Here is a 16,827-nt window from a genome sequence, read left to right on the forward strand (position 1 = left end):
TATTTAGTGAAATTTATGACAGAAGCATCAATTCCTCAAATTAAATTTGATGAACGGAATTTACCACGGCATTTGTTCCATTTTATTTTTAATTGAATCGTATTGAGTAGAAAAATTCTCCCATTCCTCAGTACTTAACATGTTTGCTAGTTCTTCATAAGAATCTTCAGCATAAGAACTCAAATTTAATTGAAGTGCTTGTAAAGCATATAATTTTAAAATATTACTATTCCCTGAATTCAAACGGCTAGCTTCTACTAAAATTTCATAAGCTTTTTCTAAATTCTCCTTTTTATTAAAATACTTAGCACTTAAAATAACTGCGGACTCAAAAAATGCATTCTCATGACCTAGCTTATTCATCACTTTATCTAATGATTTTCTATCATTAGTATTTTTCAATTTATAAGCTTCCCACACTAATTTATAGTTATAAGGATAAACTTGTAATTTAGACTCCTGTACTTGATTAACCAAACTCTCATCATCAGTAAAAGTAACTAAAAGTGCGATTAAGTTATTTTTATATATCGATAAGCCTTCTTCACTAATTGGTATATTCAAATTCTGCAATATATCCTTAGCTTGCTTGAATCGAGCATTTTTGATATGAGATTCAGCTTCATTTAAACGTAATAAGGATAAGAATGGAGAATTAGTTAAGCTATTTTTAATTGAATCAATTGATTCTTGTTGTAATGAAGTATTAGTTTTCAACCACAAGTATTTAAAACTATCAGGTAATTGGTCTACATTTCCCAATAGCATTTGATAAAGTGGGTCATTATCTAATAAATCATCAGAAATAGACTCCGCATTTACTTGTTTTTGATACAATTGAGCCGCTTCAAATAGTTGTTGATTCAAAATTAAAGCTATTGTTCTATACGTATTGGCTTTACTCATTTTTAAATCTGCTGCTTTAGCAAAATGATTTTCTGCTTCACTGTAAGCCTTTTGATCTAAATACCATAATCCATGAAGTAAATAATAAAAGCCGGCATCGGCAATATTTTCATTTTCTAGTTCATAAATGTAACTATAAGCATCATTTATTTGACCAGAATAATTTAAACGAGCTGAGGAAACATATTTTAAAGATTTTGCGAAATCCTTATTCTCAGCTTTACTAATCAACCAGTTGATTGAATCAGAACTGAATGGTCTATTTTCGATCGTTTTATTTAAGGATTGATTAAAAATTAAAGAAAAATCATTGTAAGTTAAAACTTCAGGCATTTCAGAAGCTGAAAGTACAACAGTGTCAATATACTTTCGCTTTCTATTTGCTAAAGCAAAGTAATTAGCCTTATACGGGATACTTTTTTCATTTAAAATACCAGTTTCAGGTAAATCTTCGTCAATACCTTTTTTAGTGAATAAAGCCAATCTATTTACACTAGACACTTCTTCAATTTCACTATCTGAGGCAGCTCTATTTGCTGCATCAAAATAAATAAAGGAGGAGTCGGTTTTATTAAGACGTTCGTAAACTAAGCCTCTCATGTTATGCAAATATGCATTATCGGGAAAGTCTTTTTGAGCCTCTTCTAACGTAAATAAGGACTCGAATATTAAATTTGCATTTAATTGCGCTTGCACTTTATTCAAATACGCTTGAACACTCGGTCTTTTATAATTTGCTTGTGAAAAATAAGATGATGCTTCCGCCCAGTTTTTCTTCTCATATTCACTTTTACCTATCTCAAAGTTATGCTTGTGAGAAGTTACCGCATATTGTCTTGCAATTTTATAAGTAGTGAGAGCTTTCTCCTCCTCTCCTATGTATTCATAATAATCTGCAAGGCCATTATAATATCCTGATATTGCCTGATAGTAAGGTAAATAAGAAACTCTTAAAATTAACACTGCAACAATACCAAAACCAACCGCTCTAACCAAATTGTAAGGAATATTAACTGGTCTGAATACTACTGGATATATCCCTAATCCAGAATTTAGTAATGCTACAAAATTATAGAGGACATAAAAGAAAAATAAAACGCCAAATCCAATATGAGAGAAGATGATCATATCTTCAAAAGTATCAATCAAGGGATCATTTCCAGTTCTAAAAATCCAGATCAAGACAGCAAAAGCCATAATTCCCATGGCTAAATACACATATCCACCTAGTGGCCTGAATATTAATTGCTTTTCAATTAATTCGCTTCTTTTTCTAAATCCCCAAATCCCTAGTATTGCAGATATTCCTAGAAGTAGGAACTCATCCAAATAAATAATTTCAATACTGAGCAAGCCATCATTTTTAGCAAATGTTAAGCCTACATAAATTAAATAGAGCATTGAAATGATGATGAAGTGCACTAAATTTGAACTACCATCTCGATTCTTCTTTGCTGCCAACAAGTAAAGAATATGTAGAATTATATCATAAGCTACATTGAAAATAAAAATGATAGCAAGTATCACAGGAACTATAATACCATGATGAGTAATAAATACTATTGGTGCTTCTACGGTTGAAGCTGTATTAATCAAAATCAATATTGCAGTTAATAAAACTGCAAAAAATAACCATCTTTTAAATAAACTAGCTTCTTCATTAAAAGCATGAAAGTAATAACCCACTGCTAAAATCAGAGTTACAAAAACGAAAGTAAATAACTGATTTTCAACACCAAACAATCCGAGGAATTGTATTTTCAGTGTGATAATCCATATCACAAAAACTGATTGAAGAATAATAAACCACCATCTGCTTAGGTATGTTGAAGCGGTCATTAGGATAGAAAAAGCTAAAAATATTATAGCTGTTAATAGATAGGTATCTGATACTTGAAAGCCATTTCCTAATGATAAAAAAGATTGAAATACTATATAACTTCTGGCTGGAACCGCTAAGTCAAATACAAAGTTATGTACGTTTTGTAATGACAATTCTATACTTTGAGTCTTTCTTACCACTTCTTTAGGAAAAGCTATATCATAGCTATTCACCTGAGAGTAAAAACTAAAAGCCATTGTAATGACAAAAAGAAAAAGGAGCACCTGATAAATGCTCCTGTATTTATTTCTCCAGTTTTTCCAAAAATTAATATTATTCATAAGGTAATTATTCAATTACTTTTGGTACTCTAATATAGTTAGCATCCTTTTTAGGAGCATTTTTTAATCCTTCTTCATGAGAAAGTTGATTTTTTACTTTATCATCTCTCATTTGATTATCTTCAAATGACATAGAATCTAATGGTTCCACATTATCCGTATCTAACTCTTGAAGTTTCTCTACAAAAGAAAGCATATTATTCATGTCAGCAAGCATTTTATCCTTTGAATCTTCCTCAAATTCTAATCTCGCTAAATGTGCTATTTTCTCTAATGTTTCTTTATTGATACTCATACTCAATTTGAGTTTTTAATTCTTCAGAAATAATATCATAAACCTTTTCTTTTAACGCTGGTACATCCTCCATATTGAGCCCCTCGGTAGAAATTGGTTCATGATAAACCATCCTCATTTTTCTTCTTGAAATCAATGGAATTTTTTCGTCTGGTAAAATTATCCAATTATCTGGAAGCGTCACAGGTACAATTGGAATTTGTTTTATAATTGCTGCTCTAAACGCACCATCTTTAAATCGAGCCATTTCAGGAATTTTCCTTGACAAAATCCCACCTTCAGGAAACATTACTAAGGATCGATCCTCTCCCATTTTTTTTAATGCTAATTGAAATGCTTTGTAGGAATGCGTTTTACTTGCCCTATTTACCGTAACATGCAGCTTCTTAAACATATAACCGAATAAAGGTATTTTAGCTAAAGAACTTTTGCCTACATACACTACTGATTGAGGGGCAAAACCAAAGCTTACAATATCCAATAATGAAAAATGATTTGCACAATATACATATTGCTGCTTTACATCAATATATTCTTTTCCCTTAAATTCTTTTTTAATCCCTACTAAAAACAATGCGATATTCGCCCAAATTCTATTGACAACGATACAATGACGATGCCAATTTTTATTGAAAATTATAATCAAATAAAAAGGAAATAAGATTATGAATAATCCTACAAAAACAATTGCACACCAAAAAGTGTATATTTTCTTTAAAAAGTTTCGCATGCGTAAAGGCTAAAATTAGCAAATGACAAAAGAACTAAAAAATCAGGAAATATCCATTGGCTGGGATGTTGGTGGTTGGAGTGGAAAAAATCATGGACTTTGTATTTTAGAAACATTTAATGGTGAATTAAGGCTTACTATGGCTGAAAAACTCACTATTTATGCAATAAAAGAAGAAATTGAAAAAATTATAGCAGAAAAATCGGATACACATAAAATTACACTAGGAATTGATGCTCCCCTACAGTTTCCAAAATTATTTCAAGAAATAATAAAAAGTAATCCCATTAATATTTTCCAATCTAATCCAACTCAAAAGGAAAATCCTATTGCTTGGAGGCAAACTGACTTATTTATTAAAAAAGAATTTGGGAAAACTCCATTAAGTCCATCCTTTAGTTTTTTAACTAGCAATGCTACCGTTGCCATTACCCTATTAGGTGAATTAAAATCAAAAGGAATAGATTTATCTATTTTGCCCTTTGATAAAATCAGCTCTATAAATGCAATTGAGGTTTATCCAGGACTATTGAAGAGCAAAAAGATCAAAAGTAGTTTAGCATTTAATGTTTATCAGAAGATTTTAAGGGATAGCCAGTTTCAAAATATAGAAGGTTTTGAGTATTATTTTGGTGAGGCTAAAGTAAAAACAGATGTTGCAGACGCGGTAATATGTGCCTTGTACGGATTGGGTTTAAATGGCCATATAAAATCCATTCCTAATCTTGAAACAACCATTCCTTCTAAATACCTTGATATCTGCAAAAATGAAGGTTGGATTTATCATCCAGTTATTTCTTGATTAAATTTATGTGCTAATAAACGGGTTTTATTATTAAACCTTACAAATAAAATTATAGCCGTTACACTAAGTCCAATTAATAAACCATACCAAATTCCTTTTTCCTGAAAATCAAAAACAAAAGCTAATAAGTAACCTGAAGGGAGTCCAATCACCCAATACGCCATAAAGGTAACAGCAGTAGGTAATTTAACATCCCCCATACCTCTTAATGCGCCCAAACCTACTACCTGAATACCATCAGATAGTTGAAACAAAGCAGCTATGATTAACAATGATGAGGCGATTTGAATTACACTTTGATCTGAAGTATATAGAAAAGGCAGTAAATCATTCAAGCTCATGAAAAGAATTCCAGTAAAACTCATGAAAATTATAGCCATCAAAAAACAGGTGAAAGCAGCAATTCTCAAGGTAGGAATATCTCTTTGTCCTAATTGATTGCCAACTCTTACTGTTGCTGCTGCTGAAATTCCCGTTGCCATCATATAACTTATAGAAGCTAAATTCATTGCTACTTGATGAGCAGCCAATGGCGTGGCTCCCATCCAACCAATCATAACAGCCGCTGAAGCAAATGCACCTACTTCAAATATATACTGAAAACCAGTTGGGACACCAAGATTTAACAATTGTTTGAATGATTTTTTATTCCAAACTGTAACTTTAAAATGTGTCCAATACTTTTTAAATTGATGGAAATATAAAACAAATATAACCATTCCAATTGCCATCAAAACTCTTGATATTAAGGTAGCCCAACCAGCTCCTACCAATCCTAATGGTTCAAATCCAATTTTCCCAAATATTAAAATATAATTTAAAATGATATTAATGACGTTTGCGGACAAAGTAATATACATAGCCTGCTTTGTCATAGATAAGCCTTCTGCAAATTGCTTAAAGGTTTGAAAAATCATAAAAGGAAGCAAAGAAAATCCTATTATGGCAAGATAGGGCTTAGCCAATATAATAACCTCTTTAGGCTGATTAAGAATATCTAATATATAGCCTCCAAATAATAATAAAATGAAAAGAAGTAATCCAAATATAAAATTGATCACGAAACTGTGCTTTAAAAACCGCATTGAAGCCCTATGGTTTCCTTCTCCGTCTGCTTGAGCTACCAAAGGTGTTAATCCAAAAGAAACGCCAATTCCAAACATCATCGTAACACTAAAAACAGCATTCGCTATTGATACCGCTGCTAGCTCATTTGTACCTACTCTCCCAACCATAACAGAATCAGCCGCTCCTACTAAAACATGGCCCAATTGGCTCAAAACAACAGGATAGGCTAGTAAATAGTTGCGCTTGAAGTGTTCTTTAAAATCTCGAGCTTTCATTCAATTCAATTTGGAACGCAAAACTAAGCATATAAAACTGTATTTAAGGAAGAAAATAAAGAGGAATCCATAATATTTTTATTATCTTTATCTTATATTTTTTTGTAATAATTCAATTACTATGCGCTCATTAAGTATATTTCTAAACTTTATATTTTTTACTATTCTGGTTTCCTCAATTCAGATTAATTGTAGCCTAGGTCAAAGTGTAAAAAAGTATAATAAATACATAGAAAAAGCAGCAAAAAGCTTTGAAAAAGGTAAGTATGAAAAAGCACTCAGCCTTTCAAAAAAGCTTGAGCAGAAAAGCACAGAGAAATTTGGCAATCAAAATCAATTTATAGCGGTAGCTAAACTTAAACAAGCAAAATACAATTGGGCCTTAGGTCAATTTACTAACTATTATAAGCTAAATGATGAAGCCGTTGAAATCAGCAAAGCAGCAAATGGTGACAACTCTATTAGCCATGGAATCAATTTGATTGATGCTTCACAAAATATGGTGAATTATGGTAATTATGTTTTAGCCTATGATTACTTGATTCAAGCAATTGAAATATTTGAAAAATCACCTGAAGCTGGAGAAGCTTATATGAGTGATTTAAAACTCAGAAAAGCAGAAATATTAACAGCAATTGGACAATACAATCAAGCATTGAAATTAATTAATCAGGAAGAGCCCTTTTATTTACAAAGAACCTTAAATAAAGAGGGTAATGTTAATAAGGATGAATTAGAAAGACGGTATCAAGATGCTGCAAGGCTTATCACTTTAAAAAGTAACGTTTTAAGACATAAGGGAGAAATCAGACGAGCTGATTCTGCTTTTTCTGTTGGTGAGAACTGGATAAAAGATAAGCTCAATAGAAGAAATAAATATTTTGCAGAACACCTTTATCTGTTTGCAGAGTTCTTGGAAGAAAATGGAACTAGAGAATTACCATTTAGCTACTATAGTGATGCTTACGTTTTTTCTATCTCGTCAAATGGAGATCACCATCCTCAAACCTTAAAATATTTAGAAAAGTTAATTATAAACACAATTAATGAAGATAACATCAATAGAGCATTAGCCTACTATAAAGATTTAGATAAAATATTAAAATTAAATTTTGAAAAAAGCAGTTCTCATTTTGTAAAGCTTGCTTCCATCTCATTTATATCTGATCTTAAAAAAGGGAAAATAGAAAAAGTTGAAAAAGCAGCTCAAAAGCTTACTGAAGATAAAAATTTACTTCCCTCTGATCATCCGATTAATATAGACTTGCTATATACTTTGAAAGATGTGGCAAGTGCCAAGAATCAATATCAAAATGCCCAACAGTATCTAAAAGAAATTGTAAAATTAAAATCACAATTATACGGAGATACAAGTATAAACACTGCATTAAGTAGAATTGACTTAGCTCATCATTTATTAGACTATAGTGATAATTTTGAAGAGGCAGTTGGGATTTATGAAAGAGAATTTTTCGGAAAAGTAGAGAATGAAATCACATCTAAACATTATAAATATGTTCCACTCTTGAATCACCTTGCTTCAGCATATCAAATTGATGATGATTATGAAAAAGCTTCAAAAATGTTGGATGAAGCGCTTTTAGTGACAAGAGAAAAATATGATAATCAAGATATAGATTTTGGAAAAGAATTGAACCTGATTGCAGACCTTCAAATAAAAATTGGAGAGTATGAAAAAGCAGGTGAAAATATAAATGAATCACTAAAAATTTTAGAAAACTTCAATAGTGATTTTAATATAGTACATTATATAATGGCGCTAGAAACCTATGCGAAATTAATGTCTATAAAAGGTTTCTTTGATGAATCAGAAGAGGCTTTAGAACTTTCCCAAAAATTATATTCAAAGTCAGTCCCTAGTCCGGAATATAATCCTTTGACTTCTTCATTAGAATTAGCTTCTGTTTATATGCAAGTTGGTAAATATTCAGAAACTGAAGAGATTTTAACTCCAGCTTTAAAGAATTATGTAGCGCTTTATGGAAAAGACAGCAGAAAACTAATACTCCCTTTGACTGATTTTGGTAGACTGGAGCTCATTAAAGGAAACTATACCAAAACCGAAGAATTAGCGAGAAGAGCCTTAGAAATATCTGAGAAGATTTTCGGAATAGAATCTACTAAAAATGCACCTGCTGTATTATTGTTGGGTGAGTTATACGAAACATTAGGTGATTTCGACAAATCTGAAGAATACTATAGTAGAGCTATTACTATTTTAGAAAAACAGTTTGGAAGAGATCATGTGGATGTAGCAACAACTATTTCAAAATTGGCAATCGTAATGTTTTATGAAGGAGGCGAAGAAAATGATGATGAAATCCAAAAGCTACTATTTGAAGCGAAAGAAATTATTGGAAAAAGATTTTCAACAAAAAGCCCTCTTTATGCTGATTTATTAAAAGACATGGCTCGTTTCTTCATATCCGAAAATAAGCTAGATGAAGCCCTAGATTATTTAGCTCAATCCGAAGAAATATGGATTGAAAAGGCAGGAAGAAGAAATAACATTAAAGCAGCAGATATACACATTTTAAGAGGTGATATATATTATAAACAAAGAAAATGGAGAGAAGCTGAAAATGAATATGAAGAAAGCCAAAAAGTAAATGAAAAATTCTTTAACGATAAGCACCCAGAATATGTAAAAGCTACTTCAAGATTGAGTAAGGTTTACTTTATGAACGGTGATGAAAGAAAAGCAAAGCAATACATTGATGAGGTAATGCTTAATTACAATCGATTTATTAAAGAATATTTCCCTGCCTTAAGTGAAAGAGAGAAGACAAAATATTGGAATACTATTAAAAATGACTACAACTACTTTAATACCATTGCTTTAAAATTTTATGATCGCTATCCAGAAATGATTGAATCAGTGTATAACAATGCACTTAAAACAAAAGGATTATTGTTGAGCAGTTCTATAAAGATGCGAGAAAGAATTCTTAATAGTAATGATTCCACACTTAAACAGCAATATTTTGATTGGTTAGATAAGAAAGAACTTCTATCTAATGCCATTTCTATGAGTTCGGAACAACTGGATAATGAAGGTATAAATGTAGGACAGCTATCAAGAGAAGTAGAATTAATTGAAAAATCATTAAGTCAGCAGTCGGATTTATTCAGTGAAGGTATAACGCAAGAAGATCTTGATTGGAAAAAGATTAGACAGACTTTACAGCCTAATGAAGTAGCAATTGAAATGGTAAGATTTAGATATTTCGACCATTATGTTACCGATTCTGTTGTTTATCTTATGTTAATTCTAAAAAATGACACAGAAAGTAAGCCTGAATATGTAGTGATGGAAAATGGAAATGATATGGAGTCCAAATTTTTCAACAACTACAGAAATGCTATTAAATACAGAGTAAAGGATAGCTTCTCGTACCGTAATTTTTGGGAACCAATTGAACAAAAAATAGGGGAAAATAAAACAATTTATATTTCAGCTGATGGTGTTTATAATCAAATAAACCTAGAAGCTATTCCTCTTCAAAATAATCAATACTTGATTGATAAAGCTAACATAGTACTACTTAGCAATACCAAAGATTTGTACCTAAAAAAGTCTGAAAAAGAAAATAATCAAGAACAAAAATCAGCTCTCTTATTTGGTGATCCAAAGTTTTATATAGCCTCTAGAAATGACTACATAAGTGAATTTAGATCTGGAGCTACTCAAATAAGTGATTTACCGGGAACCCAAAAAGAAATTAATGCGCTAACAGAATTATTCCAGAAAAATGGATGGAAAACCTCAAGATATACTAAAACAGAAGCTGCGGAAGAAACCGTAAAGAATACCAAAAGCCCAAATGTATTTCATATTGCAACCCATGGATTTTTCACTGAAAAAGAAGATCGAAATCCGGATAATAGTTTTGAAAATAATCAAATGAATCAAAACCCGTTACTTAATACAGGCTTAATGCTTAAAGGTTCTGGAGATTTATTAGCTAAAACAAGATATAACTACAATTTAGAACCCGGTATTTTAACGGCTTATGAAGCCATGAACCTTAATTTTGATAAAACGGATTTAGTCGTTTTATCGGCTTGTGAAACTGGGCTTGGTGAGGTACATGGAGGCGAAGGAGTATATGGATTACAAAGATCCTTCTTAGTAGCAGGAGCTGAAACTCTTATCATGAGTTTATTCAAAGTTTCAGATGAAGCCACACAAAAATTGATGGTTTCATTTTATGAAAAATGGCTAGAAACTGGTGATAAAAGAAATGCTTTTATTGATGCTAAAAAGGAAATCCGTAATGAATACAAAGACCCAATTTACTGGGGTGCATTCGTTATGATTGGGTTATAAGTAAATGATTAATCCTTATTGTATTTCTTCCAATCACGAATAAAATCAGTCCAGGTCATAGGATTTAAGAAATTATTAGGAGGAACTATGCCTGTCATTTCATAAAGGCGGGCATATCTCCATTGATCATAATAAGGACTATTCTGATCGTATTGTTTTTCTAATAAAAGATTGAGTTCTCTTTTAAAATTGTTTAATTGATATTGTTGAACATCCGTTAGTTCCTTTTTAACAATAGTATCCGTAAAATAATCTGCATCAGGTAATGGATAAACTGTTACCTCATCTAGTAATACATTTTCTCTTACCATTAATTCTATTAAAGAATACGTTTTACCCTCCAATAATTCTGGAATGATAAATGTAGACGTCTGGTATCCAACACTTCTAAAAACTATGGTATCTCCAGGAAACGCTAGAAATGAGAAATAGCCTGAGTTATCAGCAACCGTTCCAGATTTACCATCTCCCATCAGGATTGTGGTAAAAGGTATTGCTTCCATATTTTCAGCATCTAAAACGACTCCAGTAATATTAATAGGGTCATCCTTTTGAGCAGATGCGACAAAACTAAACAGAAAAAAAATGACAGCTAAAAAAAGACTATTTCTCATAAAATTAAAAATTAATGATCCCAGTTATATTTATCTAAGGTTTCTAAACAAGCATTTAGTAATTGAACGGAATCCATAATATCTTGTTTATGGGCCATTTCAATTACTTGATGTATATTACGAGTAGGAATAGAGATCGCTCCTGCAATCGCTCCATTTTTACCCATTCTTTGCAATCCAGCAGTATCTGTCCCACCTGCAGTTAAAATTTCAGGTTGCCATTTAATGCTATTTCTATCCGCTGTTTGTTTCATGAATTCTACCATTCTGTAATCACAAATGGTCATGGCATCTAAAACTTTTATAGCTGTACCCTCTCCTAGAGAGGTAACTTTTTCGTGTGATTGAGCACCTGGTAAATCAAAGGCAATAGTAGTATCTAAAGCAATACCAAAATCAGGATTGATTTTATGCGAAGCTACATTAGCACCTCTCAATCCTACTTCCTCTTGAACTGTAAATACCGCATAAACATCATACGGGTGGTCTTTCAAGGTTTTTAATGCTTCAATTAATACAAATACTGAAACGCGGTTATCAATTGATTTACAGTTTACACAATCCCCCATTTCAATCAACTCACGTTCTCTGGTTACAGTATCTCCTACTGACACTATTTTCTCAACCTCCTCTTTCTTCATCCCTAAATCAATAAAGTAATCTGTAGTTTTAGACACTTTATTTCGTTCTTCTGGAGTCATTACGTGAATAGGTTTGGATCCCATAACCCCAATTACATCCTTTTTACCATGAACAATTACTCTTTGTGCAGTTAAAGTTTTAGGATCGAAGCCTCCTAAAGTAGTAAACCTCAAAAAGCCATTATCATCAATATGGGTAACCATAAAGCCAATTTCATCCATATGGGCAGCTACCATCACTTTTTTGCCTTCAGGATTGGTAGATGCCTTTTTTATTGCATGCACATTACCCATATTGTCGACCTCCACTTCATCAACCAATGGTTTTACTTGCTCAATTACAAGTTCTCTGATTCTTTTTTCATGACCCGGGGCTCCTGGAGTCTCACATATTTTGGATAATAACTCTATATCTAAATTCTGCATTTTTATAATTTTTATTTCTCAAAATTAATTGAATTATACTGCTATAAAATAATTTAAAATGAAAAGAATTGTTTGAAGGATTAAAATATGGGCACAAAAAAAGCCGATTGAACAACAATCAGCTTTAAATTCAGAATTTATAAATTATTTAAAATTATACTCTTCTGACACCAATAGCATTTAAGCCTTTTTTTCCATCAGTAGTTTCGAAAGTAACTTTATCGTTTTTCTCGATATCGTCCTCTAAACCACTTACGTGAACGAAGATTTCGTTCTCTGTTTCGTCTTCAATGATAAATCCAAAACCTTTGTCTTCATTGAAGAACTTTACTGTTCCAGTACTCATAAATAAATTGTTAGTAATTAAAATTTGAGGCAATATACATTTTTTGATCTGTATCGTTACTATTGTAGCATATTTATTTTATATGAAAAAATTGTTAATAGTTAGACATGCTAAGTCAAGCTGGGATAATCCTTCCTTAAATGATTATGACAGACCTTTGAATGATAGAGGAAAAAGAGATGCCCCTAAAATGAGTTTTTGGTTATCGAAAAAAGCTAATGTTGACTTGATCCTATCGAGTGGTGCAAGAAGAGCTTTGGATACAGCAAAGGCATTTCAAGCAACGCTTCATAGCCCATTAGAAATAGATGATAAATTATATCATGCTAGCTCTAAACAGCTTCTTTCAATTATTAAAAGTGTTGATGATGAAATTAATTCTTTAATGATAGTGAGTCACAATCCCGGAATAAATGATTTGGTGCATTATTTAAATTCGGGATTTCAAGAGAATGTGCCAACTTGTGGAATCTTACATTTTGACTTTGAAGTAAAAAAATGGAGTGCCACATCTAATAAAAATGCCACACTCCAAATTTTTCAATATCCTAAGAATTTATAATTACTTCACTTCAAAAGCTTGCTCATAGGATTCTTTAGCCATAGTAATTTTCAACTTATATTTTCCTTTTCCAATAAAGCTATTATTCAATTTACAATCCCATGTATATGAATTAAAGCCTTTCTGAGAGGTATCAGTCCATGAATGAATAGAATTCCCTTCTTCATTCATTAATTCAAATTTTACGGCCGCTTCTTTAGAAGAATTATTATATAATGGTAATTCTAAACTTGGAACATATTCTTTAGAATAAGGATGTGTTTTCTCACCCCATCTTTCACTGTAACGAATATTATCTAAATCAAAAGTGATGAGTTTTTGCTTATCAGATTTTTCAGCAATTTTTTGAATCGGTTTTACATCCAACACATACATACTTCTTCCATGAGTGGCCACGACCAATTCAAGATCTCTTGGGTGAACAATTAAATCGTAAGTAGCAACGTTAGGAATTGCTCCCATATGCATCCAGTTTTCTCCATCATTAATACTGGTATATAAACCATGATCAGTTCCTATATATAACAAACCTGCAACTTTAGGATCTTCGTATATCACATTAACTGATTCTTCGGGTAAATCGCCACTAATTGACTTCCAGTTTTCTCCAAAATCTGTGCTTTTATACACATAATTCTGGAAATTATCATTACGATATGCCGTTAAAGACAGGTAAACGGTACCTAAATCATGTTGAGATGGATGAATACTTGAAACCCATAAATCATCAGGAATTCCATTATTTAGCTTTTTAATACTTTGTCCTTCTTTTAATAACCAGACGTTACCATCATCAGTACCAAAATATAATGTACCAAAATCTAATGGTGATTCAGCAATTTCAGTAACCGTTGCAAAAGGAACATTCCCTTCTTTCGGACCATTGGTTAAATCGTTTGTAATGGCTGACCAGCTATCACCTTGATTTAAACTTCTATACACTTTCTGAGCTCCTATGTAGATAATGTCTGGATTATGATGACTCATTACAACTGGCGTTCTCCAATTAAATCGCAATCTATCTTCTCCTATATTATGCTTTGGAGTTATATACTTTCTATCACCAGTAGATCTATTAATTCTGTAGTAATTACCAAATTGGAATCCGACATATACAAGATCTGAATTTCTAGGATCAGCTGAAACGTACATACCGTCACCACCAAAAAGTCTCTCCCATTGACCTCTTTCATTAGGAATAGTTCGGGAACTACCTACCATAGTTCCATTATCTTGCAGACCACCATAAATATTGTAAGGCTTTTCCATATCCACATTCACAGTATAAAACTGCCCAACAGACATACTATTTTTATGATCCCAGGTAGCTCCGCCATCATATGAAATATAAAGCCCTCCATCATTTCCTAATATGATGTGATCTTCATCCTCAGGATTAATCCACATAGCATGATGATCAGCATGAACATCTCCTATAGTATCGGTTCTATTAAATGTTTTACCACCATCTCTAGAAACTACTAACGGAACACCTAATACATAAATCGTTTCTGGATTTTCGGTGGCTACACGAATTTCCCCGAAATAATAACCATAGGTATAATAAACACCTGATAAATCATAATCATGGGTCTTCTGCCATGTTTTTCCCTGATCTACCGATTTATACACTACGGCACCTTTCACGTCAGTATCAAACAAAGCTGCATTTGCATCGCCTAAGTAATCACTTAATGCTTTAGGTTGATAAACACCTTTTTCAACATCATTCTTAACATTTACAGCAGTATATCTTTTAGGGAAATTATTGCTATCTAAGAACTCATCTAAAGCTTTATTATCTAATTTTAAAAAATCCTTAACAGACATTTCCAAAAAGTCTGCTTGAGTTAAACCTTCTTCACCAGATTTTTTTTCCTTTTTTTCTTCTTTTTGATAATCCATTAAGGCATACATGATATCAGGATTAGACAGAGAAATATCTAAACCAATTCTACCAGTAAACTCATTATCATCAATCCCATTCATTGAAGGTGTCCAATTACCACCTCCATCAGTAGACATATAAACACCTGAACCTTCACCATTGCCTTCAAAATCCCAAGCATATCTTTTTCTTTGCCACATACTCGCCCAAAGCATATCAGAATTTTCAGGATGAATAATTAAGTCTATAGCTCCCGTCTTTTCATCTACATAAAGTACTTTATTCCAGTTTTCACCACCATCTGTAGTTTTAAAAACTCCTCTCTCCTCATTATCTGAATACAAACCTCCCATTGCTGCTACCCATACTGTATTTGGGTCTTCGGGATGTACAATTATTCTTCCGATATGCTGACTCGCAGGCAAACCTATAAATTCCCAACTCTTTCCTTTGTTTGTTGATTTATAGATTCCAGAACCTGCATAACTACTTCTACTAGAGTTATTCTCACCTGTACCTACATATATAATATTCTCATTCGAAGGGGCCAATGCAATATCTCCAATAGTTAAGGCCCCTACATTATCGAAAATCGGCTTAAAACTTATTCCATTATTTTCAGTATGATACAAACCTCCTGATGCATAAGCGATATAAAATTCTTTTATATTTTCATGATTAACCGCAATATCTATAATTCTTGCTCCTTGAATTACAGGTCCAACATTTCTAGCTGGATAATTTTTTAAAAGTGAGTTATTCGCTAACTGTTTTCTGTTTTCAATACCTTTCAAAATAGAAGATGCATCTGTTGGCTGAACTTGAGCCCAAGAAAGATATGAAACCATCAATAGGATGATAGAAGTGAATATTCGTTTCATAGTTTTAGTTTTAGTATGAACCGAATATCGAATATTAAAAGGAGAAAATTAAATTAAAATATATAATCGGATAAAAAACTGGATAATATGTGTTTTCAAATACTATGTATATAAATTATAAACATAATTATTCGGACTTTTTGAAATAAACTCTCACTTGAGGTTGGTTCCTATCTTCTCGCTGCTTTTCGTACCAAATAGTATTATTTGCAATATTGAAACTTATAAAAGAGTTTTGCTTAGTCTTTTGATCGAAGAAATCTAATTTAGTTAGAGAACTATTCGCTTTCCAAAAGCCCACATTTTGATCCCCATTTTCATTCCCATTATAAAATCTACCATCATCTGCGAGCAAAATCCACCGGTTAGGAAAAGCATATTTATCCGTATTGTTATAACCGTTCACAGTTACTTTATCAATAATCCACTTCCCAACAAGAGCCTCCTCTTGCATAATTTCAAGTTTTGGCAACTCCTTTTTGCGCTTTAACTCAATTTGAAAATGATTATGCTTATCATTTAAAAAAACTAAATTATCAGCAGCTTTTACTTTCCATGTCTTGGTGTCATCAAATGGTGTCCCTTGCATCATAACCAATTCATTTTTATCAGGATGAATCAACCAACTTTTCTCACTTGCAGTATCTAATAAACCAATCTGATATGTTCCTTTTTCATCGAAAACCAGATACCTTGTATTTTCATCTAAATAGTCACTTGTCATGTTATGCCCATTAGCTTTCACTGAAGCTATATACCAATTACCAAATAACATTTCTGGTGGGGTGGTATAATTACAGGATGTTATAAAAAAGATTATAAGTAATAAAGGAATCAGTTTTAAGGAACGCATTCAATATTTTTTTATCACTACAA

Annotated in this window: 12 protein-coding genes; 3 read left to right on the forward strand and 9 right to left on the reverse strand. The window is 32.0% G+C overall.

Annotation, left to right across the window (positions count from 1 at the left end; genetic code table 11):
- Positions 1–60: 60 nt before the first annotated feature.
- Genes QYS47_RS13700 through QYS47_RS13710 form a run of 3 tightly spaced genes read right to left on the reverse strand, consistent with a single transcriptional unit; the run spans position 61 to position 4,094 of the window.
- Entirely contained in the window at positions 61–3,069 is a 3,009-nt protein-coding gene (locus tag QYS47_RS13700; RefSeq protein WP_322346768.1) for a hypothetical protein, read from the reverse strand.
- Between the two features lie 7 nt (positions 3,070–3,076).
- Entirely contained in the window at positions 3,077–3,364 is a 288-nt protein-coding gene (gatC, locus tag QYS47_RS13705; RefSeq protein WP_302123899.1) for an Asp-tRNA(Asn)/Glu-tRNA(Gln) amidotransferase subunit GatC, read from the reverse strand.
- A complete protein-coding gene (locus tag QYS47_RS13710) occupies positions 3,351–4,094 on the reverse strand; it encodes a lysophospholipid acyltransferase family protein (RefSeq protein WP_322346769.1) in 744 nt (247 codons plus the stop codon). The genes gatC and QYS47_RS13710 overlap by 14 nt, the downstream gene beginning before the upstream one ends.
- A 22-nt stretch (positions 4,095–4,116) precedes the next feature.
- Between QYS47_RS13710 and QYS47_RS13715 the strand changes: the two genes are divergently transcribed.
- On the forward strand, positions 4,117–4,896 hold the full coding sequence (locus QYS47_RS13715; protein WP_322346771.1) for a DUF429 domain-containing protein: 780 nt from the start codon (positions 4,117–4,119) through the stop codon (positions 4,894–4,896).
- Here QYS47_RS13715 and QYS47_RS13720 read toward each other — a convergent pair.
- Positions 4,878–6,242, reverse strand: coding sequence for an MATE family efflux transporter (locus QYS47_RS13720; protein WP_322346773.1), 1,365 nt, complete (start codon positions 6,240–6,242; stop codon positions 4,878–4,880). The two genes, QYS47_RS13715 and QYS47_RS13720, sit on opposite strands and share 19 nt — an antisense overlap.
- Before the next feature lie 121 nt (positions 6,243–6,363).
- On the opposite strand from QYS47_RS13720, the gene QYS47_RS13725 reads away from it, so the two are divergent.
- Positions 6,364–10,593: a CHAT domain-containing protein gene (locus QYS47_RS13725; RefSeq protein ID WP_322346775.1), complete on the forward strand. Its 4,230-nt coding sequence runs from the start codon at positions 6,364–6,366 to the stop codon at positions 10,591–10,593.
- Positions 10,594–10,601: 8 nt separating this feature from the next.
- Here QYS47_RS13725 and QYS47_RS13730 read toward each other — a convergent pair whose 3' ends face one another.
- The 3 genes from QYS47_RS13730 to QYS47_RS13740 form a co-directional block, all read right to left on the reverse strand.
- The gene (locus QYS47_RS13730; protein ID WP_322346776.1) at positions 10,602–11,207 is read right to left on the reverse strand and encodes a carboxypeptidase-like regulatory domain-containing protein; all 606 of its coding nucleotides are present in this window, start codon (positions 11,205–11,207) and stop codon (positions 10,602–10,604) included.
- 11 nt (positions 11,208–11,218) lie between these two features.
- A complete protein-coding gene (locus QYS47_RS13735) occupies positions 11,219–12,274 on the reverse strand; it encodes a M42 family metallopeptidase (protein WP_322346777.1) in 1,056 nt (351 codons plus the stop codon).
- 154 nt (positions 12,275–12,428) lie between these two features.
- Positions 12,429–12,620, reverse strand: coding sequence for a cold-shock protein (locus tag QYS47_RS13740; protein ID WP_013453300.1), 192 nt, complete (start codon positions 12,618–12,620; stop codon positions 12,429–12,431).
- A gap of 82 nt (positions 12,621–12,702) precedes the next feature.
- Here QYS47_RS13740 and QYS47_RS13745 point away from each other — a divergent pair, with 82 nt between their 5' ends.
- Complete coding sequence (locus tag QYS47_RS13745; RefSeq protein ID WP_322346779.1) at positions 12,703–13,182, forward strand: SixA phosphatase family protein; 480 nt, start codon at positions 12,703–12,705, stop codon at positions 13,180–13,182.
- On the opposite strand, the gene QYS47_RS13750 is transcribed toward QYS47_RS13745, so the two are convergent.
- A complete protein-coding gene (locus QYS47_RS13750; protein ID WP_322346780.1) occupies positions 13,183–15,951 on the reverse strand; it encodes a WD40/YVTN/BNR-like repeat-containing protein in 2,769 nt (922 codons plus the stop codon). It abuts the gene before it with no gap.
- A gap of 127 nt (positions 15,952–16,078) precedes the next feature.
- Positions 16,079–16,804 carry a hypothetical protein gene (locus QYS47_RS13755; RefSeq protein ID WP_322346781.1) on the reverse strand — a complete coding sequence of 242 codons (726 nt, stop codon included), beginning with the start codon at positions 16,802–16,804 and terminating at the stop codon, positions 16,079–16,081.
- Between the last annotated feature and the right edge of the window lie 23 nt (positions 16,805–16,827).

Origin of the sequence: Marivirga arenosa (assembly GCF_030503875.2) — a bacterium.
Taxonomy (GTDB): domain Bacteria; phylum Bacteroidota; class Bacteroidia; order Cytophagales; family Cyclobacteriaceae; genus Marivirga; species Marivirga arenosa.

Bases quoted from the DNA above. Each gene is read 5' to 3' on its own strand.
- QYS47_RS13700 (WP_322346768.1), bottom strand. From the start codon at position 3,069: ATGAATAATATTAATTTTTGGAAAAACTGGAGAAATAAATACAGGAGC.
- gatC (WP_302123899.1), bottom strand. From the start codon at position 3,364: ATGAGTATCAATAAAGAAACATTAGAGAAAATAGCACATTTAGCGAGA.
- QYS47_RS13710 (WP_322346769.1), bottom strand. From the start codon at position 4,094: ATGCGAAACTTTTTAAAGAAAATATACACTTTTTGGTGTGCAATTGTT.
- QYS47_RS13715 (WP_322346771.1), top strand. From the start codon at position 4,117: ATGACAAAAGAACTAAAAAATCAGGAAATATCCATTGGCTGGGATGTT.
- QYS47_RS13720 (WP_322346773.1), bottom strand. From the start codon at position 6,242: ATGAAAGCTCGAGATTTTAAAGAACACTTCAAGCGCAACTATTTACTA.
- QYS47_RS13725 (WP_322346775.1), top strand. From the start codon at position 6,364: ATGCGCTCATTAAGTATATTTCTAAACTTTATATTTTTTACTATTCTG.
- QYS47_RS13730 (WP_322346776.1), bottom strand. From the start codon at position 11,207: ATGAGAAATAGTCTTTTTTTAGCTGTCATTTTTTTTCTGTTTAGTTTT.
- QYS47_RS13735 (WP_322346777.1), bottom strand. From the start codon at position 12,274: ATGCAGAATTTAGATATAGAGTTATTATCCAAAATATGTGAGACTCCA.
- QYS47_RS13740 (WP_013453300.1), bottom strand. From the start codon at position 12,620: ATGAGTACTGGAACAGTAAAGTTCTTCAATGAAGACAAAGGTTTTGGA.
- QYS47_RS13745 (WP_322346779.1), top strand. From the start codon at position 12,703: ATGAAAAAATTGTTAATAGTTAGACATGCTAAGTCAAGCTGGGATAAT.
- QYS47_RS13750 (WP_322346780.1), bottom strand. From the start codon at position 15,951: ATGAAACGAATATTCACTTCTATCATCCTATTGATGGTTTCATATCTT.
- QYS47_RS13755 (WP_322346781.1), bottom strand. From the start codon at position 16,804: ATGCGTTCCTTAAAACTGATTCCTTTATTACTTATAATCTTTTTTATA.